28 protein-coding genes are annotated in these 26135 nt (G+C 71.1%); 14 read left to right on the plus strand and 14 right to left on the minus strand.

Features of this window, described 5'->3' with window-relative positions; translation table 11 throughout:
- Window positions 1-117: 117 nt before the first annotated feature.
- The 6 genes from rpmG to ACEJ41_RS00425 form a co-directional block, all read right to left on the minus strand.
- Entirely contained in the window at window positions 118-282 is a 165-nt protein-coding gene (gene rpmG, locus ACEJ41_RS00400; RefSeq protein ID WP_374012837.1) for a 50S ribosomal protein L33, read from the minus strand.
- A gap of 13 nt (window positions 283-295) precedes the next feature.
- Window positions 296-532: a 50S ribosomal protein L28 gene (gene rpmB, locus ACEJ41_RS00405; protein ID WP_013536506.1), complete on the minus strand. Its 237-nt coding sequence runs from the start codon at window positions 530-532 to the stop codon at window positions 296-298.
- A 218-nt stretch (window positions 533-750) separates the two neighbouring features.
- Window positions 751-1674 (minus strand): ParB/RepB/Spo0J family partition protein, encoded by a 924-nt coding sequence (locus ACEJ41_RS00410; RefSeq protein ID WP_374012838.1) that lies wholly within the window; start codon window positions 1672-1674, stop codon window positions 751-753.
- Window positions 1674-2474 carry a ParA family protein gene (locus ACEJ41_RS00415; protein WP_374012839.1) on the minus strand — a complete coding sequence of 267 codons (801 nt, stop codon included), beginning with the start codon at window positions 2472-2474 and terminating at the stop codon, window positions 1674-1676. The genes ACEJ41_RS00410 and ACEJ41_RS00415 overlap by 1 nt, the downstream gene beginning before the upstream one ends.
- Before the next feature lie 54 nt (window positions 2475-2528).
- Window positions 2529-3170 (minus strand): 16S rRNA (guanine(527)-N(7))-methyltransferase RsmG, encoded by a 642-nt coding sequence (gene rsmG, locus ACEJ41_RS00420; protein WP_374012840.1) that lies wholly within the window; start codon window positions 3168-3170, stop codon window positions 2529-2531.
- A 133-nt stretch (window positions 3171-3303) separates the two neighbouring features.
- The gene (locus ACEJ41_RS00425) at window positions 3304-3903 is read right to left on the minus strand and encodes a 4'-phosphopantetheinyl transferase superfamily protein (RefSeq protein ID WP_374012841.1); all 600 of its coding nucleotides are present in this window, start codon (window positions 3901-3903) and stop codon (window positions 3304-3306) included.
- 120 nt (window positions 3904-4023) lie between these two features.
- On the opposite strand from ACEJ41_RS00425, the gene ACEJ41_RS00430 reads away from it, so the two are divergent.
- Window positions 4024-4275 carry a GlsB/YeaQ/YmgE family stress response membrane protein gene (locus ACEJ41_RS00430; RefSeq protein WP_374012842.1) on the plus strand — a complete coding sequence of 84 codons (252 nt, stop codon included), beginning with the start codon at window positions 4024-4026 and terminating at the stop codon, window positions 4273-4275.
- Between the two features lie 64 nt (window positions 4276-4339).
- Here the strand turns inward: ACEJ41_RS00430 and xth are convergent, their stop codons facing one another.
- Window positions 4340-5110 carry an exodeoxyribonuclease III gene (gene xth, locus ACEJ41_RS00435; protein ID WP_374012843.1) on the minus strand — a complete coding sequence of 257 codons (771 nt, stop codon included), beginning with the start codon at window positions 5108-5110 and terminating at the stop codon, window positions 4340-4342.
- Between the two features lie 294 nt (window positions 5111-5404).
- Between xth and ACEJ41_RS00440 the strand changes: the two genes are divergently transcribed.
- From ACEJ41_RS00440 to ACEJ41_RS00475, 8 genes are all read left to right on the plus strand, one after another.
- Complete coding sequence (locus tag ACEJ41_RS00440; RefSeq protein WP_374012844.1) at window positions 5405-5980, plus strand: gamma carbonic anhydrase family protein; 576 nt, start codon at window positions 5405-5407, stop codon at window positions 5978-5980.
- A 124-nt stretch (window positions 5981-6104) separates the two neighbouring features.
- On the plus strand, window positions 6105-6830 hold the full coding sequence (locus ACEJ41_RS00445) for an RDD family protein (RefSeq protein WP_374012845.1): 726 nt from the start codon (window positions 6105-6107) through the stop codon (window positions 6828-6830).
- On the plus strand, window positions 6827-7834 hold the full coding sequence (locus ACEJ41_RS00450) for a stage II sporulation protein M (RefSeq protein ID WP_374012846.1): 1008 nt from the start codon (window positions 6827-6829) through the stop codon (window positions 7832-7834). Before ACEJ41_RS00445 ends, ACEJ41_RS00450 begins: the two co-directional genes overlap by 4 nt.
- Entirely contained in the window at window positions 7824-9392 is a 1569-nt protein-coding gene (locus ACEJ41_RS00455; RefSeq protein WP_374012847.1) for a DUF4129 domain-containing protein, read from the plus strand. The genes ACEJ41_RS00450 and ACEJ41_RS00455 overlap by 11 nt, the downstream gene beginning before the upstream one ends.
- The gene (locus tag ACEJ41_RS00460; RefSeq protein WP_374012848.1) at window positions 9389-10522 is read left to right on the plus strand and encodes a DUF4350 domain-containing protein; all 1134 of its coding nucleotides are present in this window, start codon (window positions 9389-9391) and stop codon (window positions 10520-10522) included. Before ACEJ41_RS00455 ends, ACEJ41_RS00460 begins: the two co-directional genes overlap by 4 nt.
- Entirely contained in the window at window positions 10519-11508 is a 990-nt protein-coding gene (locus tag ACEJ41_RS00465; protein ID WP_374012849.1) for an AAA family ATPase, read from the plus strand. Before ACEJ41_RS00460 ends, ACEJ41_RS00465 begins: the two co-directional genes overlap by 4 nt.
- A 28-nt stretch (window positions 11509-11536) precedes the next feature.
- Window positions 11537-12835 (plus strand): DUF58 domain-containing protein, encoded by a 1299-nt coding sequence (locus ACEJ41_RS00470; RefSeq protein ID WP_374012850.1) that lies wholly within the window; start codon window positions 11537-11539, stop codon window positions 12833-12835.
- Between the two features lie 89 nt (window positions 12836-12924).
- Window positions 12925-13164, plus strand: coding sequence for a hypothetical protein (locus tag ACEJ41_RS00475; protein ID WP_374012851.1), 240 nt, complete (start codon window positions 12925-12927; stop codon window positions 13162-13164).
- A gap of 71 nt (window positions 13165-13235) precedes the next feature.
- Here the strand turns inward: ACEJ41_RS00475 and ACEJ41_RS00480 are convergent, their stop codons facing one another.
- The 5 genes from ACEJ41_RS00480 to ACEJ41_RS00500 form a co-directional block, all read right to left on the minus strand.
- Window positions 13236-14033: a ThuA domain-containing protein gene (locus ACEJ41_RS00480; protein ID WP_374012852.1), complete on the minus strand. Its 798-nt coding sequence runs from the start codon at window positions 14031-14033 to the stop codon at window positions 13236-13238.
- A 46-nt stretch (window positions 14034-14079) separates the two neighbouring features.
- Window positions 14080-14445, minus strand: coding sequence for a hypothetical protein (locus ACEJ41_RS00485; RefSeq protein ID WP_374012853.1), 366 nt, complete (start codon window positions 14443-14445; stop codon window positions 14080-14082).
- Window positions 14446-14486: 41 nt separating this feature from the next.
- A complete protein-coding gene (aroE, locus tag ACEJ41_RS00490; protein ID WP_374012854.1) occupies window positions 14487-15338 on the minus strand; it encodes a shikimate dehydrogenase in 852 nt (283 codons plus the stop codon).
- 75 nt (window positions 15339-15413) lie between these two features.
- A complete protein-coding gene (hemB, locus tag ACEJ41_RS00495) occupies window positions 15414-16427 on the minus strand; it encodes a porphobilinogen synthase (protein WP_374012855.1) in 1014 nt (337 codons plus the stop codon).
- Between the two features lie 67 nt (window positions 16428-16494).
- Complete coding sequence (locus ACEJ41_RS00500) at window positions 16495-17850, minus strand: hypothetical protein (RefSeq protein ID WP_374012856.1); 1356 nt, start codon at window positions 17848-17850, stop codon at window positions 16495-16497.
- Window positions 17851-18137: 287 nt separating this feature from the next.
- Between ACEJ41_RS00500 and ACEJ41_RS00505 the strand changes: the two genes are divergently transcribed.
- Window positions 18138-18575: a hypothetical protein gene (locus ACEJ41_RS00505; RefSeq protein ID WP_374012857.1), complete on the plus strand. Its 438-nt coding sequence runs from the start codon at window positions 18138-18140 to the stop codon at window positions 18573-18575.
- Between the two features lie 205 nt (window positions 18576-18780).
- Here the strand turns inward: ACEJ41_RS00505 and ACEJ41_RS00510 are convergent, their stop codons facing one another.
- Window positions 18781-21000, minus strand: a complete 2220-nt coding sequence (locus ACEJ41_RS00510; RefSeq protein ID WP_374014019.1) for a DPP IV N-terminal domain-containing protein — start codon at window positions 20998-21000, stop codon at window positions 18781-18783.
- Window positions 21001-21172: 172 nt separating this feature from the next.
- Between ACEJ41_RS00510 and ACEJ41_RS00515 the strand changes: the two genes are divergently transcribed.
- A complete protein-coding gene (locus ACEJ41_RS00515) occupies window positions 21173-21610 on the plus strand; it encodes an MAPEG family protein (RefSeq protein ID WP_374012858.1) in 438 nt (145 codons plus the stop codon).
- A 36-nt stretch (window positions 21611-21646) separates the two neighbouring features.
- Here ACEJ41_RS00515 and ACEJ41_RS00520 read toward each other — a convergent pair whose 3' ends face one another.
- Window positions 21647-22333, minus strand: coding sequence for a glutathione binding-like protein (locus ACEJ41_RS00520; RefSeq protein ID WP_374012859.1), 687 nt, complete (start codon window positions 22331-22333; stop codon window positions 21647-21649).
- Window positions 22334-22441: 108 nt separating this feature from the next.
- Here ACEJ41_RS00520 and ACEJ41_RS00525 point away from each other — a divergent pair, with 108 nt between their 5' ends.
- The 3 genes from ACEJ41_RS00525 to ACEJ41_RS00535 all read left to right on the plus strand — a co-directional run bounded on the left by ACEJ41_RS00525 (window position 22442) and on the right by ACEJ41_RS00535 (window position 26129).
- The gene (locus ACEJ41_RS00525) at window positions 22442-23077 is read left to right on the plus strand and encodes a TIGR00645 family protein (protein WP_374012860.1); all 636 of its coding nucleotides are present in this window, start codon (window positions 22442-22444) and stop codon (window positions 23075-23077) included.
- 315 nt (window positions 23078-23392) lie between these two features.
- Complete coding sequence (gene uvrD / locus ACEJ41_RS00530; RefSeq protein WP_374012861.1) at window positions 23393-25585, plus strand: DNA helicase II; 2193 nt, start codon at window positions 23393-23395, stop codon at window positions 25583-25585.
- Between the two features lie 97 nt (window positions 25586-25682).
- Window positions 25683-26129: a universal stress protein gene (locus ACEJ41_RS00535; RefSeq protein ID WP_374012862.1), complete on the plus strand. Its 447-nt coding sequence runs from the start codon at window positions 25683-25685 to the stop codon at window positions 26127-26129.
- Window positions 26130-26135: the final 6 nt, after the last annotated feature.

The raw sequence follows: 26135 nt of genomic DNA on the forward strand, positions 1-26135 counted from the left end.
CCACGTGCGGGAGCGCCGCTCCACCCCGGCCCGGAAAAGCAGAAGCCCCGCCGGAGCGGGGCTTCTGCGACACGGGTAACGCGTGGGTGCACCCGCTGGCGCGGGCGCAACGCTACGTCACTTGATCTTGCCTTCCTTGTAGATCACGTGCTTGCGAATGACGGGATCGTACTTCTTGATCTCCATCTTGTTCGGCGTGTTCTTCTTGTTCTTCTCGGTGGTGTAGAAGTGGCCGGTACCGGCCGAGGAGGTCAGGCGGATCTTGTCGCGCTTGGATGCCATGGTCGGTTGCTCCTCAGATCTTTTCGCCGCGGGCACGCAGCTCGGCCAGAACGGAATCGATGCCGTTCTTGTCGATGGTGCGCAGGGCAGCGGCGGAAACACGCAGCTTCACCCAACGATTCTCCGAGGCCACCCAGAAGCGGCGCTCGTGCAGGTTGGGGAGGAAACGGCGGCGGGTCTTGTTGTTTGCGTGCGAGACGTTGTTGCCGGTCTGCACGCCCTTGCCGGTTACTTGGCAAACGCGGGACATACGCACCTCGAAAGGTCTGGTGTCGCCCATAGCCCGGGAGACGGCGGCCCTGCGGCCGCATCCCCGTGGGGCGGGCCGTGCGCGATGCGGGAAGGGTTGCGCTTGCCGAGGCGGCCCCGGATCGCGCTCCAGGGCCCGCGATCCGGACAACCGGACGCAGCGAGCCGCGCATTATGCAGTGCCCAAGTGCCTGATTGCAACCGGGTTCCGGCGTTGGCTCAGCCCTTCCGGTGGCGCAGCCGCTCCAGCACGCCGTCCAGGGTGTCCAGGTCGGTGTAGTGGATCACCAGCCGGCCCTTGCCGCTGCGGCCGTGGGCGATGGCGACCTTGGCGCCGAGGGACTCGGACAGTTCGGTCTCGAGGGCGGCGATGTCCGGCTGCTGCGCGCGCGCGCCGCGGGCCTTGCGTGCGGCGCCGCCGGAGGCCGGCACCTTGCCGGCGGCGAACTGCTGGGCGCGGTGTTCGACCTCGCGCACCGACCAGCCGTTCTCGGCGGCTTCGTGCGCCAGCCTGGCGGCCAGGTCGGGGGACAGGGTGAGCAGCGCGCGGGCGTGGCCCATCTCCAGGCGGCGGGCCTCGACCAGGGCGCGGATGGCCGGCGGCAGGTCCAGCAGGCGCAGCAGGTTGGAGACCGCCGCACGCGAACGGCCCACCGCGGCGGCGGCCTCGGCGTGGGTCAGCGAGAATTCGTCGATCAGGCGCTGCAGGGCCTGGGCCTCTTCCAGCGGGTTGAGGTCCTCGCGCTGGATGTTCTCGATCAGCGCCATGGCGATGACGGTGCGGTCGTCCAGCTCGCGCACCACCACCGGCACCTGTGCCAGCCCGGCCAGCTGCGCGGCCCGCCAGCGGCGCTCGCCGGCCACGATCTCGTAGCGGTCCTGGCCGATCTGGCGCACCACGATGGGCTGGATCACGCCCTGGGCCTGGATCGAGGCGGACAGCTCCTCCAGCTTGGCCGGATCCATGTCGCGACGCGGCTGGTACTTGCCGGGCTGCAGCCGGGCCACCGCCAGGGTGCGCAGCACGTCGCCCGGCTGCGGCTGGTCGATGGCCTCGCCCGGCGCGGTGGCTGCGGTGCCGGCCTTGGAACCGAGCAGGGCTTCCAGTCCGCGGCCCAGGCCGCGCTTCTTGGCAGCGCTCATCAGCTGGCCTCCGCGATCGGGCGGCGCGCCAGTTGGCGCTCGTGCTGGCGGCGGATGACCTCGCCGGCCAGGCCCAAATAGGCCACGCCGCCGCGCGAGGCGCGGTCGTAGCCGACGATGCTCTGGCCATGGCTGGGCGCCTCGGCCAGGCGCACGTTGCGCGGCACGATGGTGCGGAACACGCGGTCGCCGAAGTGGTCGGTCAGTTCGGCCGAGACCGCATTGGCCAGGTTGTTGCGCACGTCGAACATGGTCCGCAGCACGCCTTCGATCTCCAGTTCCGGGTTGAGCTGCCCGCGCAGCGCCTCGATCGTCTCGATCAGCGCGCTCAGGCCCTCCAGGGCGTAGTACTCGCACTGCATCGGCACGATCACCGAGTCGGCGGCGGTCAGCGCATTGAGGGTCAGCAGCGACAGTGCCGGCGGGCAGTCGATGAGGATGAAGTCGTAGTCGCCGCGCAACGGCTGCAGCGCCTGCTTGAGCTTCTGCTCGCGGCCGTCGGCCTCCATCAGCTGGACTTCGGCGGCGGTCAGGTCGGTGTTGCCCGGCAGTAGGTCGAAGCCTTCGGCGGTCGTCACCATGGTGGCGCGGGCGTCGCGCTCGCCCAGCAGCACGTCGCAGGTGGAGGCTTCCAGCTCGCGCTTGTCCACCCCGCTGCCCATGGTGGCGTTGCCTTGCGCGTCCAGGTCCACCAGCAGCACGCGCTTGGGCGCGCGGGCCAGGGCGGCGGCCAGGTTCACGGCCGTGGTGGTCTTGCCGACGCCGCCTTTCTGGTTGGCGATGGCGATGATGCGGGCCATGCGAGGCTGCCTTGGAGGGGACGCGCGTGTCCGGGACGGACCATTATGCGGGTTTCACGCCGCCCGGCCCACCTCGACCAGATGGCGCTCGGCCTCGAGCCCGGGCACCGCCAGCGGATGCAGGGCCAGCGCGGCCCAGCCGGCCGGCAGCGCGGCGATCTCGGAGGCCGGGTGGATGCCCTTCATCGCCAGCAGGCGCCCGCCGGGTGCGAGCAGGTGGCCGCCGACGGCGATGATGCCGGCCAGGGTATCGAGCGCGCGCGCGGTGACCTGGGCGTAGGCGCCGGGTTCGTCGAGCGCCTCGGCGCGCGATTCGGCCACCCGCGCATTGCCCAGGCGCAGCTGGCGCACGGCCTCGCGCAGGAAGCGGGCCTTCTTGCCGTTGCTTTCCACCAGGGTGACGTGCACCTGCGGCAGGGCGATGGCCAGCGGGATGCCGGGCAGGCCGGGGCCGGTGCCCAGGTCGGCCAGCGCGCCGGGGCGCAGGTACGGATGCATGGCCAGCGAGTCGAGCAGGTGGCGGGTGACCATCTCGTCCGGGTCGCGGATGGCGGTGAGGTTGTAGGTGCGGTTCCAGCGCAGCAGCAGGGCCAGGTAGTCCAGCAGCGGCACGGCCAGGGCGCGATCCAGTCCGAGGGCATCCAGGCCCTCGTCCAGGCGCTGGCGCAGCGGTTCGGGAAAATCGGAGGCAGGCATCCGCGCAGTATCGCCCATGCATGGCGCGCCGATGTGCGGCGTGGCCCGGTACCCGGGTGATGCGCCGGCCGCCGGCGTGGCGGCCTCAGGAATTGCGCGGCAATCGGCGGCGCCATCGCGCCCGGTTGCCGGCCTACGTCGAAAGGTGCGGATACCAGGCCACGGCGGCCAGGTAGCCCTCCTGCGGAATCCATTCGCGCACCTGCCAGCGTGCTGCATCTCCCAGCGCCGCATCGCAGGCCAGCAACTGCAGTGGCGCCGAGGGATGGTCGCCCTGCGGTGCGAACTCCAGCCGGTGCAGGCCGAACGATAGGCCGCGGCCGTGCGCCTTCAGCAGCGCCTCCTTGGCGCACCACAGGCGCAGGAATGCGGTCTGGCGCAGTTCCGGGGCCAGTGCGTGCAGGAGGCGGGCTTCGCCCGGGGCGAAGAAGCGCTCCGCAAGTTCCAGCGCACGCGGGCGCGGGCGCTGGCGTTCCAGGTCCACGCCCAGGGTGACGTCGCGGCCCAGGGCCAGCAGCAGGCGCTCGCCGCTGTGGCTCCAGCCGGCATCGTGGTCGTGGAAGGGCGCGTGCAGGCGCGGGCGGCCGTAATCGTCGCGGGCCAGCGGCAGGGCGTCCGGAGCCTGCTGCAGCCAGCGGGCCAGCAGGTCGCGTACCTGCGGCTCGCCGCGCACGCCGGCCTGGTAGGGCAGGGCCTGCACCCGCACCGGGCCGAAATTCCAGGCGTCGCTCACCGCAGGCCTCCACCGTGCCGGTGCGGCGGATATACGGCCGCTTCACGGCAGCACGGGTTTGATGGCCCGGAGTGCTCCGTACGCCGGAGTGGACTCCATAGACCCCAGGAGGGAGACAACATGGGCATCATCATCTGGTTGATCGTGGGTGGCATCGTCGGCTGGCTGGCCAGTCTGATCATGAAGCGCGACGGGCAGCAGGGCATCCTGCTGAACATCGTCGTGGGCATCGTCGGCGCGATGCTGGCCGGCTGGCTGTTCGGCGGCGGCATCAACGACGCCATCACCATACGGACATTCCTGTTCTCGCTGATAGGTGCAGTGATCCTGCTGGCGATCGTGAACCTGTTCACTCGCGGCAGGGCACGCTGACAGCAGCGCCAGGGATGGAATGGCGAAGGCCCGGTACCTGCCGGGCCTTCGCGGCTTTCACGGGTCAGCGCGCCAGTTCGACCCATGCCGGAGCGTGGTCGCTGGGCCGCTCCCAGGTACGCGGTTCGCGCTCGATCCCGGCGCCGACCACCGAGCCGCGAAGCGCATCGGACACCAGGGTCAGGTCGATGCGCAGCCCGAGGTTGCGGCGGAATGCGGCCTGGCGGTAATCCCACCAGCTGAACTCGGTGCCTTCCGGCTGCGCCAGGCGATAGCCGTCGTGCAGCCCCAGGTCCAGCAGCGCCCGCAGTGCGCTGCGCTCGGCAACCGAGCTGAGGATGTGGCCGTCGTGCCACACCGCCGGGTCGTGCACGTCGCGCGCGTCCGGAGTGATGTTGAAATCGCCCAGCACCACCAGCTCCGGATGGTCGCGGATTTCCTGCGCCAGCCACGCATGTACCGCGGCCAGCCACTCCAGCTTGAAGGCGTACTTGTCGGTGCCCACCGCCTGGCCGTTGACCACGTACAGGTTGACGATGCGGATCCCGTCTACCGTGGCGGTGATCGCACGCCGGTGCTCGTGCTCGAAGCCGGGGATGCCGACCACCACGTCCTGCAGCGGCCCGCGCGCCAGGATCGCCACCCCGTTGTAGGTCTTCTGCCCGGAAAACACGCTGCGGTAGCCTAGCGCGGCCAACGCCTCGTCGGGGAAGCGGTGGTCTTCCAGCTTGGTTTCCTGCAGCCCCACCACGTCGGGGCCGAAGGCGCGCAACCACTGTTCCAGGTGCGGTAGGCGCACGTTGAGCGAGTTGACGTTCCAGCTGGCGATTTTCATGGGTGCGATATCCAGCGCATCAGTGGATTCTGGATCAGGAAGCGGGCTCGATACCCCGGCCTGCCCTGCGAGTGGATCGGCAGGCTGCGCGGTGTGCAACAGCGGCGTCATCCATTCACGCACTGCCAACAGGCGTCCATCGTGTTGCACGCCATTGCAGGCGCCTGGCGGATGATCGCATGGCACGGGTGCCGACATCGCTGGACAGCGCCGTGGCGGCACGGGTCGGCCACTCGAAGGTTCGATGATCTGCCACGGCGGGTGGGCCCGGACCGCCGCCGCTACAATCCCGGCATGGCTCCTTCCATCCGTCCCTATCTCGACCGCGTGCCCGTGCTGGGCGCGCGCGTGTACGTCGATCCGGCCGCGACCGTCATCGGCGATGTGGAACTGGCCGAGGATGCCTCGGTATGGCCGGCCTGCGTGCTGCGCGGCGACGTCAACTTCATCCGCGTCGGCGCGCGCAGCAACCTGCAGGACGGCACCATCGTCCACGTCAGCCACCACAGCCCGTACAACACGGCCGGGTATCCGACCCTGATCGGTACGGACGTCACCATCGGCCACGGTGCCATCATCCATGCCTGCACCATCGAGGACCTGTGCCTGGTCGGCATGGGCGCGCGGATCCTGGACGGCGCCACGGTGCGCCGGTACGGCTTCGTCGGTGCCGGCGCGGTGGTCGGCCCGGGCAAGACCGTGGGCGAGGCCGAGCTGTGGCTGGGCAATCCGGCGCGCCTGGCGCGGCGCCTGAGCGAGCGCGAGATCGAGGGCCTGCACTATTCGGCTGCGCATTACGTGCGGCTCAAGGACCACTACCTGCAGGCGGCCGCCGCACCGGCGCACCCTGGCGCGGCCGGCACGCCGTAACTTCCGCGATCGCGCGCGGCCATCGCGGCTGGGCAAGGCCGCGTCCGGCCGTTACAGTCGCGCGCAGGTACGCTCAGGGGAACGCATGCCGCCACAGGCCACCAGCCGGCAGGATCGCCGGCCGATGTCGACTGCCGCCACGGCGGTCCAGGCGCATGCTGCGCCAGCCATGCTCGACACCTGGCGCGAGGTGGTCACGCCCGAGGGCGTGGCCCTGCGCCTGCCCGCGGCCGGTCCGGTGCCACGTGCGCTGGCCTGGATCATCGACCTGGTCGTGCGCATGGTGATACTGATGGTGCTGGGCATGGTGCTGGGGCTGCTCGGCGGGCTTGGCGAGGGCGTGTACCTGGTCGCCATGTTCCTGGTGTTCTGGGCGTATCCCATCGTGTTCGAAGTGGTGTGGCGCGGGCAGACGCCGGGCAAGCGCGTGCTGGGCCTGCGCGTGGTCGCCGGCGACGGCGCGCCGGTGGGATGGCTGCCGGCGATCGTGCGCAATTTGCTGCGCACCGTGGACATGCTGCCGTTCGGCTACGCCGCCGGACTGGTGACCTGCCTGTGCGACCGCGACAGCCGCCGACTCGGTGACCTGGTGGCCGACACGGTGGTGGTACACGTGGCGCCGCGCAGCGTGCTGCACCCGGTGCCGAGCGTGCCGGCACTGGCGCCGGGGCAACCACTGCAGGCGTCCGAACAGGCAGCCATCGTGGCGTTCGGTGAACGCGCCGCGCGGCTGGTACCGGCGCGCCAGGCGGAACTGGCCGGATTGCTGCAGCCGCTGACCGGTGCCACCGGCCAGGAAGGCGTGCAACGCCTGTATGGCATCGCCAATGCACTGCTGGGGCGGCGATGAGGCAGGAGCAGTTCATCGCCCGCCATCGCGCCGAGTGGGACGCGTTCGAGCAGTGGCTGCGGCGGCGTGGGGCGGGCCCGCGGCGGCTGCGCACCGCCGGCACCGGCGCGGTGCCCGACGAGGAGATTCCTGCACGCTACCGGCGCCTGTGCCAGCACCTGGCCCTGGCCCGGCGACGCGGCTACAGCCCGCCGCTGCTCCAGCACCTGCAGCAGCTCATGCACGATGGCCATGCGGCGCTGTACCGCGCGCCGCCGCCGCGCTGGCGCCGCGCGCTGGAGTTCCTGGTCGCCGGATTCCCGCAACTGGTGCGCAGCCAGGGCGGCCTGATGTGGGCGTCGGCGGCGTTGTTCGTGGTTCCGCTGGTGGGCGTGTTCCTGGTCCTGCAGTGGCGGCCGGACCTGATCTACCAGATGCTGGATCCGGGCCAGATCGCCCAGTTCGAACGCATGTACGATCCGGCCGACCCGCGCCAGGCGCTGGGCCGCGAGAGCGGCAGCGACTGGCGCATGTTCGGCTACTACGTGATGAACAACATCAGCATCGGGCTGCGCACCTTCGCCGGCGGGCTGCTGGCCGGCGTGGGCACCATCGCGGTGCTGGTGGTCAACGGAGTGAGCATCGGCGCGGTGGCCGGGCACCTGCAGGCGGTGGGCCACGGCGAGCCGTTCTGGCGTTTCGTGGCCGGGCACGCGCCGCTGGAGCTGACCGCCATCGTGATCGCCGGCGGTGCCGGCCTGCGCCTGGGCCTGGACCTGGTGGCGCCGGGCAACCGCCGCCGCCGCGATGCGCTGGTCGATGCCGGCCGCATCGGTGCACGGCTGTGCCTGGGCGTGGCGGTGATGCTGCTGCTGGCGGCGGTCGTGGAGGCGTTCTGGTCGTCCACCCACTGGGTGCCGGCGGGCGTCAAGTTCGGCGTGTCGGCGGTGTTGTGGGTCCTGGTGCTGGGCTGGCTGTGGCGCGGTGGCCGTGGCGATGCGCTGGAGTCCGGCGATGCGCCCTGAGGACCTGCAGGTCAACCTGCGCCCGCGCTCGTCCTGGGAGGCGATGGAACTGGGCACGGCGCTGTTGCGCCGGCATGCTGGCGCGGTATGGCGGCCATGGTTGCTGGCCATGCTGGCAGGCTTTGTCCTGGTCAACGCTGTGGCCTGGGCGCTGGGCCAGCTGTGGCTGGCCGGGCTGCTGCTGTGGTGGTTGAAGCCGGCGTTCGAGCGGATCGTGCTGTACGTGCTGTCGCGGGCGGTGTTCGGCCGTGCGCCGCCAGCGGCCGAAGCGTTGCGCGCGCAGTGGCGCTTCGGCACCGCGATGCTGCCCGCCTACCTCACCTGGCGGCGGCTTGGCCCCGCCCGCGCGCTGCTGATGCCGGTGGACCTGCTGGAGGGCAATGCGCCCGCGCAGCGTCGCGCTCGGCGCTCGGCGCTGGCCGGGCCGGCGTACTCGCACGGGATCATGCTGACCACGGTGTGCGTGCATTTTGAACTGGCGCTGATGCTGGCTTGCGTGGCAGCGGTGTTCCTGTTCATTCCGGCCGAACAACTGGCCACGACGCTGCACGCTTCATGGGGCCTGCTGCGGCAGGCGCCGCCGGCCTGGATGGCACTGGCGGCCAACACCGCGGGCTGGCTGGCGGCGGTGGTGGTGGGCCCGTTCTACGTGGCTGCCGGCTTCGGCCTGTACCTCAACCGTCGCAGCGAGAGCGAGGCCTGGGACGTGGAGCTGGCGTTCCGGCGCCTGCGCGAACGCCTTCTGGCCCACACCGCGCCGCTGCTGCTGGCGCTTGCCGCCGGCCTGACGCTGCTGGTGCCGGTACCGGCGAGCGCCCAGCACGGCCACGACGATGCAGCGCACGGCAATGGCCGGGTCCGGAAGAACAGCGCCGCGGCCGCGCCGACATTGCCTGCCGTGTTCGGTACCGAGTTGCAGGACGATGCGCGCTTCCGCGACGCGGCCACGCGCGCCTACCAGGACCCACTGATCGGCGCGCGCCGTACCGTGGTCAGCTGGCAGCCGAAGGGCGTCCGCGGTGACACCGTGCGGCCGCCGTTACAACTGCCCAAGTCGCTGCAACAGATGGTCGCCATGGTCGCGCGCGCGGCCGAGTGGGCCTTGTGGCTGCTGCTGGTCGTGCTGCTGCTGGTGGTCGTGGGTACCGCGCCGCGCTGGTTGCCGTGGCTGCGCGGCGGCGGATTGCGGCGGCGTCGGCCGGCTCCACCGGAGGCCGACAGCCACGCGCTGGCCGAGCCGGAAACATTGCCCGACGATGTGCCCGCCGCCGTGCGCAAGCTGTGGGCACAGGGCAACCCGCGCGCGGCGCTGGCACTGCTGTACCGCGCAAGCGTGGAGGCCATGGCCGGGCGCGTGCAGGCCACGCTGCCGCCGGGTGCCACCGAGGCGCAGTGCCTGCGCATCGCGCGGCGGCTGCCGGACGGCCAGTCGCGCGAGCTGTTCGCGCGCACCGTGCGGGTCTGGCAGTACACCGCCTATGCCGGCCGGCTGCCGGACGCGCCGGAGTTCGAGGCGCTGCTGCTGCAGGCGCAGGAGCATTGGGGGTGGCGCGCATGAGCCTGGTCCAGCGTTGGGCACTGGCCATTGCCGCGGTGCTTGCGATCGTCGCCGTGGGCGTCGCGCTGGGAGCGTGGTTCGTGCATACCCATGAGCGGGTGGAGCGCAGCGTGCCGCTGCCGCCCAGCGGCGAGGCCGCGGTCAATCCGCTGTATGCCCTGCGCCAGACCCTGCGTGCCGAGGGCATCGACACGCACTCGCGGCTGCGCCTGCAGCCGGAGGAGTTTGCCGATGCTGCCGATGACACGGTGCTGCTGCACGGCGACCCCTCGCTGCTGACCATGCCCGAGGTCGAGGCGCTGCTGGCCTGGGTGGCACGCGGTGGCCACCTGCTGCTGCGCACGCCGCCAGAGCGCGCGGGCACGACCGCATCGGTGCCACCGCTGCTGCGCCGGCTGGGCGTGGACGCGCTGCACCCGGCCGAATGCGCGTCGCTGCACGTGCAGGGCCAGCCCGGGCACACCGAGTTCTGCAATGGCAGCCGCTTCACGCTGAAGCCGGATGTCGCCCCGCGCCTGCAGTGGAGTGACAGCGAAGACGGCCACGTGTACGTGCGCATCGCTCGCGGCCGCGGCAGCGTGGACCTGCTGGCCGACTTCGATTTTCTTGGCAACCGCGTCCTCGACGAAGCCGCGCACCAGGCGCTGGCACGGCAGCTGCTGGGCGCGCGCCACGGCGCTGGCACCGTGCACCTGGTGCACGGCGGCCAGCCGGTTTCGCTGTGGCGCAACCTGGCGCGGCGCGCGTGGCCGGCGTGGGTGCCGTTTGCGCTGCTGCTTGCGGCCTGGCTGTGGCGCCGCGGCCAGCGTTTCGGCCCGTGGCTGCCAAGCCCGGAAGCGGGCCGCCGCTCGCTGCTGGAACACGTGCGCGCCAGTGGCGACCTGCTGTATCGCTATGGCCAGTCGAAGCTGCTGTACACGGCCGCGCGCGAGGCCTTCCTGGCCCGGCTGCAGCGACGCGAGCCGGCCGCTGCGGCCCTGGCCGGCGATGCGCGCGTGGCCGCCATCGCCACGCGCCTGCAACTGCCACACCTGACCGTGCGTGATGCATTGACCACGCCTCAGGCCAATGACCGCCATGCCTTCTTCGCCCGCGTGCGAACCCTGATCCAGATGAGGAACCGGCTATGACCGCAACCCCCGCACCGCTGCCGCCGATCACCGGCGAACACCTGGCCGAGCGCACCGCCGCCGTCCGCGACGAAGTGGCCAAGGCCTTCATCGGCCAGGAGCAGGTCCTGGACCAGATCCTGGTCGCACTGCTGGCCGGCGGCCACGTGTTGATCGAGGGCGTGCCCGGGCTGGGCAAGACCCTGCTGGTGCGTGCCCTGGGCCAGGCGCTGGCGCTGGACTACGCACGCGTGCAGTTCACCCCGGACCTGATGCCCAGCGACGTCAGCGGCCATGCGGTGTACGACCCCAAGACCGAGAGTTTCAAGATCCGTCGCGGCCCGGTGTTCACCAACCTGCTGCTGGCCGACGAGATCAATCGCGCCCCGGCCAAGACCCAGTCGGCGCTGCTGGAAGTGATGCAGGAAGGCCAGGTCACGATCGAGGGCCGTGCGTTTGCGCTGCCGCCGCCGTTCATGGCCCTGGCCACCCAGAACCCGGTGGAACAGGAGGGCACCTATCCGTTGCCCGAAGCGCAGCTGGACCGCTTCCTGTTGAAGGTGGTGATCGGCTATCCGGCAGCCGAGGACGAGAAGCGCATGGTGGCGCAGATCACCGGTGGACGCAGCGGCGGCGATTTCGAACTGTCGCAGGTGCGGCGGGTGGTCGATGCCGGCGAGTTGGTAGCGATGCAGCAGGGCACCGCGCAGGTTGCGGTGGACCCGGCGGTGATCGACTACGCGGTGCGCATCGCCGCGGCCACCCGGCAATGGCCGGGTATCTCGCTGGGCGCCGGCCCACGCGGCAGCATCGCCCTGGTCCGCGCCGCGCGCGCGCAGGCGGTGCTGGGCGGGCGCGACTTCACCACGCCCGACGACGTGCGTGCGGTGGCGGTGCCGGCGCTGCGGCACCGGATCATGCTGGCGCCGGAACTGCAGATCGACCAGCAATCACCCGACGATGTACTGCGTGCGCTGCTGGCACGGGTGGAGGCGCCGCGGCAGTGAGCAGCGCAACTGCCGCGGACGCATCGGCATGAGGCCGGCGCCGGCCCTGCTGGTGCTGCTGGCCCTGTGCGGCCTGGCCGGCCTGTTGCCGGTGCTGGGCGTGCTGTCGGTGGCTGCCTGGTGGCTGCTGGTGGCGGTGCTGGTGCTGCTGGCCGCCGTCGATGCGCTGCGCCTGTGGCGCACGCCGACGCCGGTGGTCACCCGCACCCTGCCCGACGCGCTGGCGGTGGGCGTGGCGCGCGAGGTGGAGATCGCGCTGGAGTCGCGGCGCCGCATGTGCGTGGACGTGTTCGACCTGCACCCCGGTGGCTGGCAGGCCGATGACCTGCCGCGCCGGTTGCGCTTGCCGGCGGCCAGCGTCACCCGCATGCGCTACCGGCTGCAGCCGGCCGCGCGCGGCTGCTTCGTGTTTGCCGGCGTGCACCTGCGCCTGCAGTCGCCCTGGCGCCTGTGGACCGGCCTGCGTACCGCCGGCCAGGCGCAGGAGACGCGGGTCTACCCGGATTTCGCGCCGCTGGCCCGGCTTACCCTGTTCAGCATCGAACAGGCCTCGATGCTGGTGGGCGCGCACCTGCGCCGCCGCCGCGGCGAAGGCACCGATTTCCGCCAGATGCGCGAGTACCGCACCGGCGACAGCCTGCGCCAGGTGGACTGGAAGGCGACCGCCCGCGCCCGCAAGCTGATCTCGCGCGAGTATCAGGACGAGCGCAACCAGCAACTGCTGCTGGTGGTCGATACCGGCCGGCGCATGCTGGCCAGCGAGGGCGGGCTGTCTCACTTCGACCATGCCCTCAACGCCGCCCTGGTGGTGGCCTGGCTGGCGCTGCGCCAGGGCGACGCGGTGGGCCTGATGGCCGCAGGCGCGCAGGCCCGATGGGTGCCGCCGCGGCGCGGGCCTGGCGCACTGCAGGGCCTGTTGCGCGGCAGCTACGACCTGCAGCCGGCCGGGGTGGCAACCGACTACCTGGCCATGGCCGAGGAGCTGACCCGGCACCAGCGCCGGCGTGCCCTGGTCATGCTGGTGACCAACGTGCGCGACGAGGACAGCGACGACCTGCTGGTGGCCGTGCGCCTGCTGCAACGCCGCCACCTGGTGTGCGTGGCCAGCCTGCGCGAGCAGGCGCTGGACCAGGCGCTGGCACGCGAGGTCACCGACCTGCACGGCGCCATCGGTGCCGGTGCCGCGGCCCGCTACCTGGCCGAGCGCGCGCAGGCGCACGATGCCCTGCGCCGGCAGCGGGTGATGACCCTGGACGTGGCCGCCACCGACCTGCCCTCGGCCCTGGTCGAACGCTACCTGGCGGTCAAGCGCGACGGCCTGCTGTAACCGCAGCCCGGGCGGCGTACATGACGTCCTTCACTGGCATCTGCGCCGGTTCCGGCGAAGATGGGCCATACCACCCAGGGAGACGCGACATGGGAAGCGGACAGGGTTCGACCGGAAACGTGATTGCCGCCATCTGCAGTTTCTTCGTGCCGGGCCTGGGGCAACTGGTGCAGGGCCGGGTGATGTCGGCGGTGTTCTGGTTCCTGGCCGCATGCGTGGCCTGGCTGGTGACCTGGGTGCTGACCGTATCGCTGCTGCCGTTCGGCTGGTTCGTGGTCAGCGTGCTGTCGTGCATCAGCGCGGCGCTGTACCGCCGGCCGGCGCCCTGATCCATCGCGTGGGATGACCGCTGCGGCCCGGCGCGGGCCACGCCGGGAGCCGGCCGCGGCCGGCGCGGCGCTTACTCGCGCGCCCGATGTTCTTGCGCGGGCTCCGGCTCGATGCCCTTGCCCGTGGCCGCCCACCACAGGCCGCCGTACAGGTGTTCCAGGTACAGCGCATCGTCGTACAGGGCCGGGGTGTGGCCCAGCGCGGTGGCGAACACGCGGCCGCCGTCGTAGTGGTGATACCAGGCCACCGGATGCTCGGCGCCCATCCCGCGCGATACCTGGCCGGGCCAGATGCGGGTGGGGTCGTAGCTGCGCTCGTCCACGCTCAGCACGGTGCGCAGGCCGTCCACCAGTGGCGGGCCGAACTCATACCACTCGTCGGTCCAGATCCAGCGCGCCGGCAGGCCGAAGGTGGCCGGGAAGGCCGGGTCTTCCACCCGCACCGTGGCGGTCTGCACGATCGGGTGGATGATGAAGGCGCGACCGACCAGCTTCTCGAACCAGGGCCAGTGGCCGGGCTGGTCGAACACCATCGCCCGGTGCACCGCCACCACGCCACCACCGCCGCGCACGTAGGCCTCCAGCGCCTTGCGCTGGGTGGTCTCCAGATCGCCGCCGGCGGTATTGAGCAGGACGATGGCTGCATAACCGGACAGGTCCGCGTCGAACGGGCGGTTGCTCCACGCCCAGTCCATGTCGAAGCCATGCCGCTGCGCCATGCGCTCGAACTGCGGCCTGGCCACCACCGTGTAGTCGTGGTGGTAGCGGTTGGGGATGGCCACCACCAGTACCTTGAACTGGCCTTCGGCGAAGGCCGGTGCGGTGATGGTGACGGCCAGCAGCAGGCAGGCCAGGAGGAATCGTTTCATCGGCCCATGCTAGCCCGGCACGCGGCGGCGGGCACGCCGGTACCGCTCAGCGAGGCAGCAGGCGCATCGCCCGGCTCGCGCCCATGGCCAGCAGGAGCAGGCCCACGGCGCTGGCCAGCCCCAGCAGCACGCCGCTGACATTCAGCGCGGTGACCAGGATCCCGTGGTCGCTGAAGGGACTGCCGTGGTCGACCAGGCGCGCCAGCAGCCGGCCATGGATGGCGTTGGCGACCAGGCGCAGCAGGGTCGCGCCCAGCAGCACGCCCACGCCTGACAGGGCCAGGGTCTGGCCATGGACCACCCGGCCGCCGCGCGGCCATAGCAGCCAGAGCGCGCCGGTGCAGGCCAGCAGCCACGGAAGCTGGTGGAGGATCATGCTGATCAGATGGCCAACGGCGTCGGAGTCGATCACGGGTCAGGTCCTGGCTGGAAACGGTGCCGGTGCGCCGGGGGTCATTCGGCGGTGACCAGGTTGTCGTCGCGCGCGCGCAGCGCTTCGTACACCGGGCCGGTGTCGGGACGCACCCCGTGCCACAGCTTGAAGCTCTCGGCGGCCTGCTCGACCAGCATGCCCAGGCCATCGACCACCTTGTGGCAGCCGCCGGCCCGCGCCCAGGCCAGGAACGGAACCGCCACCTGGCCGTAGTTCAGGTCCACCGCCAGGGTGCGGCTGTTGACCAGGGTGAAGGGCGCGCTGAAGCCGCTGCTGCCGGCATCGCGCCCGGCCGAGGTGGCGTTGATGATCAGCTCGAAGTCGCCCTGGTTGGACAGGTCGTCCCAGTAGCGCGAATGCGCGCGCCGCGGCTGGCCCAGCGCATCGACCAGCGCGTCGGCGCGCTGCGGCGTGCGGTTGACCACCACCAGTTCGAGGATGCCCGCGTCCAGCAGCGCCGGTGCCACGCCGCGCGCGGCACCGCCGGCGCCCAGCAGCAGGGTGCGGCGCCCGCGCAGGTCCAGGCCGTGGCGGCTGGTGAGGTCGCGCACCAGGCCGGCGCCGTCGGTGTTGTCGCCATGCCACTGGCCGTCGTTGCGCACCAGGGTGTTGACCGCACCGGCCAGGCGCGCGCGTTCGCTCACCTGGGTGCACAGGGCGAAGGCGGTTTCCTTCAGCGGCAGGGTGACGTTGCCGCCGCGCCCGCCGCTGCCGGCGAATTCGTCAAGGATCGCGGCGAAGCGTTCCGGCGGTGCATCGATGGCGGTGTAGTCCAGGGCGATGCCGGCCTGGGCGGCAAAGGTCGCGTGGATGCGCGGCGACAGCGAATGGGAAATCGGGTGGCCGAAGACGGCATAACGGGCGGTGGACATGCGTGCTGTGTACCCCCAGTGAGCGATGGACCTGCAGCCTGCCCGATTGCGCGTGGGCGCCGCGTCTGCCGCAGTCTACTCCGCGCCAGGCGGGCCGGCCCGGCCCTCGCCCAGCCAGCGGGCCGCGTCCAGCGCATGGTAGGTCAGCACGCCATCGGCACCGGCGCGCTTGAATGCCAGCAGCGCCTCCAGCACGCAGGCCCGCTCGTCCAGCCAGCCGTTGGCGGCAGCGGCCTTGAGCATCGCGTACTCGCCGCTGACCTGGTAGGCGAAGGTCGGCACGCCGAACGCGTCCTTGACCCGGCGGATCACGTCCAGGTACGGCAGGCCGGGCTTGACCATCACCATGTCCGCACCTTCGGCGATGTCCAGCTCGACCTCGTGCAGTGCTTCGTCGGAGTTGGCCGGGTCCATCTGGTAGGTGAACTTGTTGCCCTTGCCCAGGCTGGCCGCGCTGCCGACCGCGCTGCGGAACGGGCCGTAGAACGCGCTGGCGTACTTGGCCGCGTAGGACATGATCCGGGTGTTGATGAAGCCGGCGTCCTCCAGCGCTTCGCGGATCGCGCCGATGCGCCCGTCCATCATGTCGCTGGGAGACAGGATGTCGGCGCCGGCGGCGGCATGGGCCAGCGACTGCTTGACCAGCGCTTCGACCGTTTCGTCGTTGAGGATGTAGCCGGAGTCGTCGATCAGCCCGTCCTGGCCATGGGTGGTGTACGGGTCCAGGGCCTGGTCGCTCATCACTCCCAGCTCGGGGAAGCGCGCCTTCAACGCGCGGATGGCGCGCGGCACGATGCCGTCCTCGTCCCATGCGATGCGCCCGTCGGCGGTCTTGGCCGCCGGGTCGGGCACGCCGAACAGGTCGAGCACCGGGATGCCGAACTCCAGCGCCTGCTCGGCCACGCGCAGCAGTTCGTCGATCGACAGCCGCTCCACGCCCGGCATCGACGGCACCGGCGCACGGCCCGCCTGCTCGTGCACGAATACCGGGTAGATCAGGTCATTGGTGGTGAGCAGGTTCTCGCGCATCAGGCGCCGCGAGAACCCGTCGCGGCGCATCCGCCGCGGGCGCTGGTAGGGATAGGCCATGGAGACTCCTCGACAGGCCTCCATGATACGCCGCCGGCGCCGCACGGCCGGCGGCGCCGGCGCGTGCTCAGCCGTGCAGCTGCGGGGTGTGTTCCTGCGCGTGGTGTTGCGCGGGGCGCTGCGCCTGGTGCGCGGCCGGGGTGGCGTCCAGGTCCACCCGGGCCATGTGGGTGGGGTGGTTGCCGCGGATCACCAGCCCGCCTTCGTGCATGGCCAGGCTGATCGCCTCGCCCGGCTGGATGCCCGCCTGGCGCGCGGCCGCGGTCAGTTGCGCCACCCGCAGGTCGGGCAGGGTGGCGCCGTCCGGCAGTTGCGCCTCGAGTGCCTGGCGAACGTGCCGCTGCAGCGGATCGGAGGCCGCCGCGCCGGTGTCCACGGCGCCAAGCGGGTCGCGCCTGGACGGCAGCACCATGCCGTTGTCCACCGGAATGTGCCGGTTCTGCAGGAACCGCGTGCGCTGGCCGCTGCCCTGGTCCAGCACCTCCAGGTCGCGCCCCGGGAAGCCGAAATACACGCCGACGTCCTTGATCCGGCGCGCGTCCAGGCCCAGATCCCGCATGTCGATGCGCACGGCCTGGTCGTCGCGGCCGGCATTGCGCAGCTCGTACTGGAGGTTGCTCAGGATGTGCGAGGCGGCGTAGTTGCGGTGGTCGGCGTTGGCCGCCGGCCCCAGGCGCACGTGCGGGCTGTCGAAGTGGCAGCGGGCCAGTGCTTCGCGCTGGCTGGCCGGCACCTGGCCCTGCGCATCCAGCGACAGCCCGGCGGGCAGGCGGCCCGGAGCGGCGGCTTCCTTCATGCACGGCGCACCGGCCGCGCTGGCGCGGCGCGCCAGGGTCGCCTCGTCCGGCGCTTGCCCGATGTCCCGGGCGATCCGCTCCGACAGCGCGTTGAACGCCGCGCCCCCGGCCTCGGCGGCCTGGTTGCGGAATGCGTCCAGGCGCGCGCGCACCGCGCCGGTGAAGTCGACGTCCTGCTGTCCGGCGCCACGCTCCAGGCCGTCCCGCACCTGCTGGCGGAATGCCCTGTCATCGGCCAGGGTCTGCGCGCGGCCGGTGGCCAGCGACGCCTGCTGGGCCAGGGTCATTACCAGCGAGTCGTGCAACTCCTGGCGGCCGAAGCCGCTTGCCGGGTCGGCCGCCGCCTGGAACGGCCCGGGCTGCAGGAAGATCTCGCGCTCGCGCATGCTGTAGGTGCCGGCGCCGCGGCCGGTGCCGGGCTTGTCGACCGCGATCATCGCCAGGTCGCCGTTGGCGTGTGCCTGCTCCAGCATCCGGCGCAGGCCCGGTGCACTTTCGATGGCCGCGGCGATCTCCTGGGCACGCGCCGGGTCCATCCGGTTCTGCATGTGCAGCAACTGGTCGATGGCAGTGGGGGTGGCCGGGTTGCAGACGCGGTCGAGCACCGAGGCGGGCACGTGTTCCATGGAGTCGGGTCCTTCTGACGGGCGGTGTGGGCTGCCGCTCCCCCTGCGGCGGTGACGCCAGGCCGGACGGCGCGGGCATGGTGCTGCGCAGTCGTGCAGGTGGCACGGCCCCGGCGTGGCGGACCCGGATCGTGTCAGACCTGTGCACGGGGGTAAAGAATACGCACGGGTATGCCGGCGCCACTGGCGCGGCCTTGCCGGTTGGGCCGGCGTGCGCGCGGGCGCGGTTCGCAGGCCGTTCACCCGCACCGCCGGAAGATGCCCGCACGTCCTGCCGGGAGCCGACGATGCGCGCCCTGACCCTTGTCCTAGCCGTCCTGCTGGCCGTGCCGGGCCTTGCCGGTTGTGCCGGTGTCTCGCGGGTGATGCTGGCCCCGGCCCGTCCTCCGGTCGACCCGGCCCAGGTGCAGCTGTATGCAGTGCCACCGCCCGGCTCGCAGGAGATCGCCCAGCTTGAAGCCTCCAGCGCGGTCGGCTTCGGCACCCAGGGCCAGACCGACGCGGCCATCGCCCGGCTCAAGCGCGAGGCCGCGGCGCTGGGCGCCAATGGCGTGGTGCTGATGGGGGTGGGGTCGTCCGGCTCGCCACTGGGCATGTCGGTGGGCGCCGGCAGCTACGGCCGTCACAGCGCCGGTGGGCTGAGCGTCGGCATCCCCACCACCCAGAAGAAAGCGGCCGGCATGGCCATCTGGGTCCCGCCGGACGCGGTGCAAGCCGCGCCATAGCGGGCCAGTCGATTGCGGCGCATTTGCAGGAGCCGGCCTTGCCGGCGACCGCGGCGCGGGCCACCGCCGCGGTGCCGCCGCCGGATGCCGTTGGTCTGCCAGGTCGCCGGCAAGACCGGCTCCTGCAGGGGCGTGGTCGCGTGTCGGCAAGACAGGTGCTGCGATTGCTCCGGGTCGCCGGCAAGGCCGGCGGCAACGGTTGGCGCTACGGCTTCAGGCAGCGGTTGAAGAAGTCCTCCGTCAGCCGGTAGCGGTGCAGCGCGTCCTTGCCCGCAAGGCCGTGCTTGGCGCCGGGGTAGGCCATCAGTTCGAACGGCTGCCCGCGCTGCTGCAGCGCGGCCATCACCGCGGTGGTGTTGGTGAACAGCACGTTGTCGTCGGCCATGCCGTGCACCAGCAGCAGCTTCGGCACGTCCGCACCGGCCAGGCCGTCGACGTGCTGCAGCACGCGCGCGTCGCGGTAACCGTCGGGGTTGGCCGCCGGCAGGCCCATGTAGCGCTCGGTGTAATGGGTGTCGTACAGCGCCCAGTCGCTGACCGGTGCACCGGCCACGCCGCAGGCATAGGCGTCGGTGCGGGCCAGCAGCATCAGGGTCATGTAGCCGCCGTTGGACCAGCCATGCACGCCGATCCGTGCCGGGTCCACCCACGGTTGCGACTTCAGCCATGCGATCCCGCGCAGCTGGTCGTCCACCTCCACCGTGCCCTGGCGGCCATGCAGCGCGCCACCGAAGTCGCGCCCGCGGCGCGGGGTGCCGCGGTTGTCCAGCGAGAACACCACATAGCCCTGTTGCGCCAGGTACTGGTTGAACAGCGCATCGCTGCGCGCCGGCCAGGTACGGGTCACGGTCTGCGCCGCGGGGCCGCCGTACACGTACACCACCACCGGATATTTCCTGCGCGGGTTGAAGCGCGCCGGCCGGACCAGGCTGTAGTGCAGCGGCGTGGCGCCGTCGGCCGCGACCAGGGTGCCGAACTCCACCGGCCGGTGCGCGCCGAGGTAGCGCGCATATGGGTGATCCGAATCGGTCGGGTCGTTGCGCAGCAAGGTGGCCAGGCGGGTGCCGTCGCTGGCGAACAGCTCGATCTGCGGCGGGGTGCGGTCGCTGGACCAGTGGTCCACGTAGACGCTGGCGTTGCGCGCGAAGCCGGGTGCGTGCATGCCGGACTCCCGGGAGAGCTTCTCCACTGCGCCGCCGGCCAGCGGCACGCGGTACACGTGCTTTTCCAGCGGCGATTCGGCGGTCCCGGTGAACCACGCCCAGCCGGCCTCCGGGTCCACCGCCAGCAGGTCGTCCACCACCCACTGGCCGCTGGTGAGCGGGGTCAGGGTGGTGCCGTCCTCCGAGGCCAGGTACAGGTGCTGGTAGCCGCTGCGCTCGGACGACCACACGAAGCGGCCATCGGGCAGGAAGCGCAGCGCGTCGTGCAGCGGCACCCAAGTGTCGGACGTCTCGGTCAGCAGCACCCGCTGCGCGCCGGTGGCCACGGTTGTCTCCACCAGCTCCAGCGTGCGCTGGTCGCGCGACTGGCGCTGGAAGGTGAGCCGCCGCGGATCGCGCCAGTCCACCCGCGCCAGGTAGATGTCCTGCTCCGGGCCCAGTTCGATCCAGCGCGCCCGCGCCCCGCTGCGCGGCGCGACCACGCCCAGGCGCACCTGCACGTTGGGTTCGCCGGCGGCGGGGTAGCGCTGCTCGATCACGTCGGTGCGGTCCGGATACACCTCGTAGCGCTTGCGCACCGGCACTGGCGATTCGTCGATGCGGACGAAGGCGATGGCGCTGTCGTCCGGCGCCCACCAGTAGCCGGTGTGGCGGCCCATCTCCTCGTCGGCCACGAACTCGGCCACGCCGCTGGCTATCGTGGCGCTGGCATCGCGGGTCAGGCGGATTTCGCGGCCGCTGCGCAGGTCGATCACCCACAGGTCGCGCTCGCGCACGAAGCTGGCGTAGCCGCCGCGTGGGGACAGCTTCGGATCGGTGGCAAAGCCCTTGCCGGAGGTCAGCTTGCGCACCACATCGGCGCCGTCACTGGCCAGGTCGTACAGGTACAGCTCGCCGCCCAGCGGGAACAGCAGCGCCTTGCCATCCGGCGCCCACTGATAATCGACGATGCCCGAATAGGCGGCGATGCGCTGGCGCTCGCGCCGCGCCTTCTCCGCCTCGCTGAGCACCTCGTCACCGGGCAGCACCACGCGCGAATCCACCAGCAACCGGGTCTGCCCGCTGGCCACGTCGTATTCCCACAGGTCCAGCCGGTTGCGATCGTCTTCCTTGCCGCGCAGGAACGTCACGCGGCTGCCATCCGGCGCCACCTTCGGCTTCATCAGGGTCGGCCCGGACAGCGGTGCGCTGCCGGTGATGGCCTCCAGGGTCAGCCGCCCGGGCGCCGGTGCGGCGCTGGATGTCGCGGGAGGCAGGGTCATGGCGACGGCGAGCAGCAACGGCGAGGCGAGTGCCGTGAACAGGTGCGGGCGCATGGCAGGGTCCGGACAAAGGTCATGCGGCATTGTAGGCAGCCGGGCCGCGCCGGGCGGTGACCGGGCGCATACACTGGGCATCCGGGCCGGCACGGCCCGGCCACACAAAGGCCCCGCCATGTCCGCCAACGCCCTGTCCCTTGTGTATGCCGCCGTCGCGATGATCCTGCTGACGGCCGCGGTCGCCGTCACGATGCTGGTGACGCGTATCCGTGAAATGAAGGCGCGGCGCATACATCCGCAGGCGGTGGCGACGGCAGGGGCGATGGCCGCCCGGCTGGAGAACTCGCAGGCGGCCGACAACTTCCGCAATCTTTTCGAGACGCCGGTGCTGTTCTACGCGCTGGTGGCCATGGCGGTGGGCATGGGGTTCGTGCCCGGATGGCTGGCGGCGGCGGCGTGGGTGTATGTGGCGTTGCGTGTCGCGCACAGCCTCATCCACTGCACCTATAACCGGGTCATGCATCGCCTCGCGGCCTTCCTGCCGGGCTTCCTGTTGCTGGTGGCCATGTGGGCGGGGTATGCAATGCAACTGGCGGCGCGCACCACCGGATGAAGGCGACAGCTGCGCAGCTGCGCAGCGCCGCCCAGGTCAACGCCCGAACAACTGCCTGCGCTGCTCCTCGGTGAGCGGCTTGCCGGCATCCGGGTTCACCTTGGCGGTCAGTGCGTAGGCGCGCCCGGTGGCCGGGCGCGCGGCGATGCTGGCGTGCCAGCGGCGCAGCTCCGGGTAGGGGGCCAGGTCCAGCGGAGCCCTGGTGTACGGGTTGATCCACGGATAAGTGGCCATGTCGGCGATGGTGTAGTCGTCGCCGGCGATGAAGGCGCGTCCGGCCAAGCGCGCATCGAGCACGCCCAGCAGGCGTTGCACCTCGCGGCTGTAGCGGTCGATGGCGTAGTCGATCTTCTCTGGCGCGTAGGTGGTGAAGTGGCCGTACTGGCCGGTCATCGGGCCCTGCCCGGCCACCTGCCACATCAGCCACTGGTTCACTTCCAGGGTCTGGCGCGCGTTGCTGCCGCCGAAGCGCCCGGTCTTGCCGGCCAGGTACTGCAGGATCGCGCCGGACTCGAACACGCTCACCGGCTCGCCCAGGTCATTGGGCTCGTGGTCGATGATGGCCGGCATCTTGTTGTTGGGCGAAAACGCCAGGAACTGCGGCTGGAACTGGTCGCCCTTGCCGATGTCCACCGGCTTGATGGTGTAGGCCAGGCCCGCTTCTTCCAGGAACAGGGTGATCTTGTGGCCGTTGGGTGTGGGCCAGTAGTACAGGTCGATCATGGGGCGCTCCTGCGTCATGGATTTGCCACCAGTGTAGGCCTGCCCGGCGCTTGGCAGGGGTGGGCGCTGCCGTTAACCTGCGCCGTCTTTTTTCCGCCGGACCGCCCCATGTCGCTGCCGCCCGCATCCACCTCCGCTGCTCCGTACCGCCTCAGCCCGCTGTCCACCCTGATCTTCGCCTCGCGCTGGCTGCAGCTGCCGCTGTACCTGGGGCTGATCGTGGCCCAGTGCGTGTACGTGTTCCTGTTCGCCAAGGAGCTGTGGCACCTGATCCACGATGCACCGGCCATGGGTGAGCAGCAGATCATGCTGATCGTGCTGGGCCTGATCGACGTGGTGATGATCTCCAACCTGCTGGTGATGGTGATCGTGGGTGGCTACGAGACCTTCGTTTCGCGCCTGCGCCTGGAGGGCCACCCCGACCAGCCTGAATGGTTGAGCCACGTGAATGCCTCGGTGCTGAAGGTGAAGCTGGCCATGGCCATCATCGGCATCTCCTCCATCCACCTGCTCAAGACCTTCATCGCCGCCGGTACCTTGAACGGGCTGCCGTTCTGCCCGCCGGAACTGGTGGCCACCGCCGCCTCCAACGTCGGCGCGGCGCGCTGCACCGCACTGACCACCGACGGCGTGCTGTGGCAGACGGTGATCCATATCGTGTTCATCCTCTCGGCGCTGGGCATCGCCTGGACCGACAAGCTGATGACCCACACCAGCCACAAGCGCGAGCAGGCCACACTGTAGGAGCCCGTCTTGCGGGCGACCGCGCGCGTGGGTGGAACTCGCGGCTGTTCGGTGTCGCGTGGTCGCCGGCGAGGCCGGCTCCTGCAGGTGGGGCGGCACGGCTGTTGTTGTTTGTAGGAGCCCGTCTTGCGGGCGACCGCGCGTATGGGTGGAACTCGCGGCCATTCGGTGTCGCGTGGTCGCCGGCGAGGCCGGCTCCTACAGGTGGGGCGGCACGGCTGTTGTTGTTTGTAGGAGCCCGTCTTGCGGGCGACCGCGCGTATGGGTGGAACTCGCGGCCATTCGGTGTCGCGTGGTCGCCGGTAGAATGGGCGGATGGATGTCTCACACCTGCTCGACGACCTCAACGCCGCACAGCGCGAGGCCGTTTCCGCCCCGCCGGGGCATTACCTGGTACTGGCCGGCGCCGGCTCCGGCAAGACCCGGGTCCTGACCCACCGCATCGCCTGGCTCAATGAAGTCCTGGGCGTGCCGGCGCACGGCATCCTCGCCGTCACCTTCACCAACAAGGCCGCCGGCGAGATGCGCGCGCGTGCCGACGCGCAGTTGCGCAATGGCGCGCGCGGGATGTGGATCGGCACCTTCCACGGCATCGCCCACCGCCTGCTGCGCCTGCACTGGAACGAGGCGCACCTGCCGCAGGCGTTCCAGGTGCTCGACAGCGACGACCAGTTGCGCCTGGTCAAGCGCGTGGCCCAGCAGCTGGAGCTGGACGACGGCCGCTTCCCGCCGCGGCAGATCGCCTGGTGGATCAACGCGCAGAAGGACGAAGGCCGCCGCCCGCAGCACATCCAGCCTGGCGACGACCCGTGGACCGATGCCCTGCGCCGTGCCTACGCGCTGTACCAGGAGCGCTGCGACCGCGCCGGCCTGGTCGATTTCGCCGAGCTGCTGCTGCGTGCGCACGAGTTGCTGCGCGACACTCCGGCCCTGCTGGCGCATTACCGCACCCGCTTCCGCGACCTGCTGGTGGACGAGTTCCAGGACACCAACGCGATCCAGTACGCATTCGTGCGAGTGCTGGCCGGTTCCGCTGATGATGGCAGTGCCGGCCGGGTGTTCGTGGTCGGCGACGACGACCAGGCCATCTACGGCTGGCGTGGTGCCAAGGTCGAGAACGTGCAGCAGTTCCTGCGTGACTTCCCCGGCGCGCAGACCATCCGCCTGGAACAGAACTACCGATCCACCGCCAACATCCTCAACGCCGCCAATGCGGTGATCGCGCACAACCCGGACCGCATCGGCAAGCAGTTGTGGACCGACAGCGGCGAAGGCGATCCGGTGGACGTGTACGCGGCCTACAACGAGATGGACGAGGCGCGCTTCGTGGTCGAGCGCATCCGCCAGTGGGTGCGCGACGGCGGCAGCTGGGGCGAGGCAGCGGTGCTCTACCGCAGCAACGCGCAGTCGCGCGCGCTGGAAGAGGTGCTGCTGGCCGAGCAGGTGCCATACCGGGTGTACGGGGGCATGCGCTTTTTCGAGCGTGCCGAGGTCAAGGACACCCTGGCCTACCTGCGCCTGGTGGCCAGCCGCGCCGACGACGCCGCGTTCGAGCGCGCGGTCAACACGCCTGCGCGCGGCATCGGCGACCGCACCCTGGACGAAGTGCGCCGGCGCGCCCGCGAACGTGCGCAGTCGCTGTGGGACGCGGCCAGCGCGCTGGTGTCGGAGAACGCGCTGGCCGCGCGCGCGCGTAATGCCGTAGCCGGCTTCCTGTCGCTGATCGAAGTGCTGGATGCGGAAACCACCGACCTGGACCTGAAGGACAGGGTGGACCACGTGCTGGCGCGCTCGAACCTGCGCGAGCACTGGTCGCGCGAAGCGCGCGGCCAGCTCGATGCCGAGTCGCGGCTGGAGAACCTGGACGAACTGGTATCGGTGGCTTCGCGCTTCTCGCGCGCCGAGCTGGACGATGACCAGGAAAGCATGAGCGAACTGGTCGCATTCCTGTCCTACGCGGCACTGGAGGCCGGCGAAGGCCAGGCCCAGGCCGACGAGGACGGGGTGCAGCTGATGACCCTGCATTCGGCCAAGGGCCTGGAGTTCCCGCTGGTGTTCCTGGTCGGCGTGGAGGAAGGCGTGTTCCCCAGCAGCAAGTCGCTGGAGGAATCCGGCCGCCTGGAGGAGGAACGACGCCTGGCCTACGTGGGCATCACCCGCGCCCGGCACAAGCTGGTGATGACCTATGCCGAGACCCGGCGCATCCATGGCACGGACATGTACGGCATGCCATCGCGCTTCCTGCGCGAGATCCCCGGCCACCTGCTCAACGAGGTGCGTCCGCGGGTGCAGGTGGCCCGGCCGATGGCCGCGCCGCCGCGCATGGCGCACCCGGCCATCGAGATGCCGGCGCTGCAACTGGGCCAGGGCGTGATGCACGCCAGCTTCGGCCGTGGCGTGGTCACCGATTACGAGGGCAGCGGCGCCCACGCGCGGGTGCAGGTGAACTTCGACGAGGCCGGCAGCAAGTGGCTGGTGCTGGCTTTCGCCAACCTGCAGCCGCTGTAGCGACGCGCGTTCGCTGACCCTGGCCGCAACCTGCGCGGTTGCCCCGGTGCGCCGGCGGGTGTGCAATGGTCCGCGTGTGCCCATGCCGGAGAGCGCCATGTACGACCGCATCCTGATCGCCACCGACGGCTCGGAACTGGCCGCCAGGGGGCTGCAGCACGGCCTGCGCCTGGCGGCCGCGTTGTCCACGCCGGTGCTGGTGCTGACCGTGACCGAGCCGTGGACGCCGGCCTTCGTCGATGCGGTGGCGTTGGCGGCCGATCCCTCGCTGCAGCAGGAATACCGGCAGGGCTGCGTGCAGTCGGCCGAGCAGATCCTGGAGGCCGCCGCGGCGCAGGCAGCGGCGCTTGGCGTTGCGTGCACCACGGTGCACGTGCCCGAGGGCTATCCATCCGAGGTCATCGTGGCCGCCGCCGCCGAACACGGGGCCGGCCTGGTGGTGATGGCCTCGCACGGGCGCAGCGGGCTGGGCCGGGTGCTGCTGGGCAGCCAGACCCAGGCGGTGCTGTCGCATTCGACCGTGCCGGTGCTGGTGGTGCGCTGAGCGCGG

This window comes from Pseudoxanthomonas koreensis (assembly GCF_041890415.1).
In the GTDB taxonomy this organism is placed as follows: Bacteria; Pseudomonadota; Gammaproteobacteria; order Xanthomonadales; family Xanthomonadaceae; genus Pseudoxanthomonas; species Pseudoxanthomonas koreensis_A.

Coding starts and splice junctions, on each gene's coding strand:
- rpmG (WP_374012837.1), bottom strand. CDS start 282: ATGGCATCCAAGCGCGACAAGATCCGCCTGACCTCCTCGGCCGGTACC.
- rpmB (WP_013536506.1), bottom strand. CDS start 532: ATGTCCCGCGTTTGCCAAGTAACCGGCAAGGGCGTGCAGACCGGCAAC.
- ACEJ41_RS00410 (WP_374012838.1), bottom strand. CDS start 1,674: ATGAGCGCTGCCAAGAAGCGCGGCCTGGGCCGCGGACTGGAAGCCCTG.
- ACEJ41_RS00415 (WP_374012839.1), bottom strand. CDS start 2,474: ATGGCCCGCATCATCGCCATCGCCAACCAGAAAGGCGGCGTCGGCAAG.
- rsmG (WP_374012840.1), bottom strand. CDS start 3,170: ATGCCTGCCTCCGATTTTCCCGAACCGCTGCGCCAGCGCCTGGACGAG.
- ACEJ41_RS00430 (WP_374012842.1), top strand. CDS start 4,024: ATGGGCATCATCATCTGGTTGATCGTGGGTGGCATCGTCGGCTGGCTG.
- xth (WP_374012843.1), bottom strand. CDS start 5,110: ATGAAAATCGCCAGCTGGAACGTCAACTCGCTCAACGTGCGCCTACCG.
- ACEJ41_RS00440 (WP_374012844.1), top strand. CDS start 5,405: ATGGCTCCTTCCATCCGTCCCTATCTCGACCGCGTGCCCGTGCTGGGC.
- ACEJ41_RS00445 (WP_374012845.1), top strand. CDS start 6,105: ATGTCGACTGCCGCCACGGCGGTCCAGGCGCATGCTGCGCCAGCCATG.
- ACEJ41_RS00450 (WP_374012846.1), top strand. CDS start 6,827: ATGAGGCAGGAGCAGTTCATCGCCCGCCATCGCGCCGAGTGGGACGCG.
- ACEJ41_RS00455 (WP_374012847.1), top strand. CDS start 7,824: ATGCGCCCTGAGGACCTGCAGGTCAACCTGCGCCCGCGCTCGTCCTGG.
- ACEJ41_RS00460 (WP_374012848.1), top strand. CDS start 9,389: ATGAGCCTGGTCCAGCGTTGGGCACTGGCCATTGCCGCGGTGCTTGCG.
- ACEJ41_RS00465 (WP_374012849.1), top strand. CDS start 10,519: ATGACCGCAACCCCCGCACCGCTGCCGCCGATCACCGGCGAACACCTG.
- ACEJ41_RS00470 (WP_374012850.1), top strand. CDS start 11,537: ATGAGGCCGGCGCCGGCCCTGCTGGTGCTGCTGGCCCTGTGCGGCCTG.
- ACEJ41_RS00475 (WP_374012851.1), top strand. CDS start 12,925: ATGGGAAGCGGACAGGGTTCGACCGGAAACGTGATTGCCGCCATCTGC.
- ACEJ41_RS00480 (WP_374012852.1), bottom strand. CDS start 14,033: ATGAAACGATTCCTCCTGGCCTGCCTGCTGCTGGCCGTCACCATCACC.
- aroE (WP_374012854.1), bottom strand. CDS start 15,338: ATGTCCACCGCCCGTTATGCCGTCTTCGGCCACCCGATTTCCCATTCG.
- hemB (WP_374012855.1), bottom strand. CDS start 16,427: ATGGCCTATCCCTACCAGCGCCCGCGGCGGATGCGCCGCGACGGGTTC.
- ACEJ41_RS00500 (WP_374012856.1), bottom strand. CDS start 17,850: ATGGAACACGTGCCCGCCTCGGTGCTCGACCGCGTCTGCAACCCGGCC.
- ACEJ41_RS00505 (WP_374012857.1), top strand. CDS start 18,138: ATGCGCGCCCTGACCCTTGTCCTAGCCGTCCTGCTGGCCGTGCCGGGC.
- ACEJ41_RS00510 (WP_374014019.1), bottom strand. CDS start 21,000: ATGACCCTGCCTCCCGCGACATCCAGCGCCGCACCGGCGCCCGGGCGG.
- ACEJ41_RS00515 (WP_374012858.1), top strand. CDS start 21,173: ATGTCCGCCAACGCCCTGTCCCTTGTGTATGCCGCCGTCGCGATGATC.
- ACEJ41_RS00520 (WP_374012859.1), bottom strand. CDS start 22,333: ATGATCGACCTGTACTACTGGCCCACACCCAACGGCCACAAGATCACC.
- ACEJ41_RS00525 (WP_374012860.1), top strand. CDS start 22,442: ATGTCGCTGCCGCCCGCATCCACCTCCGCTGCTCCGTACCGCCTCAGC.
- uvrD (WP_374012861.1), top strand. CDS start 23,393: ATGGATGTCTCACACCTGCTCGACGACCTCAACGCCGCACAGCGCGAG.
- ACEJ41_RS00535 (WP_374012862.1), top strand. CDS start 25,683: ATGTACGACCGCATCCTGATCGCCACCGACGGCTCGGAACTGGCCGCC.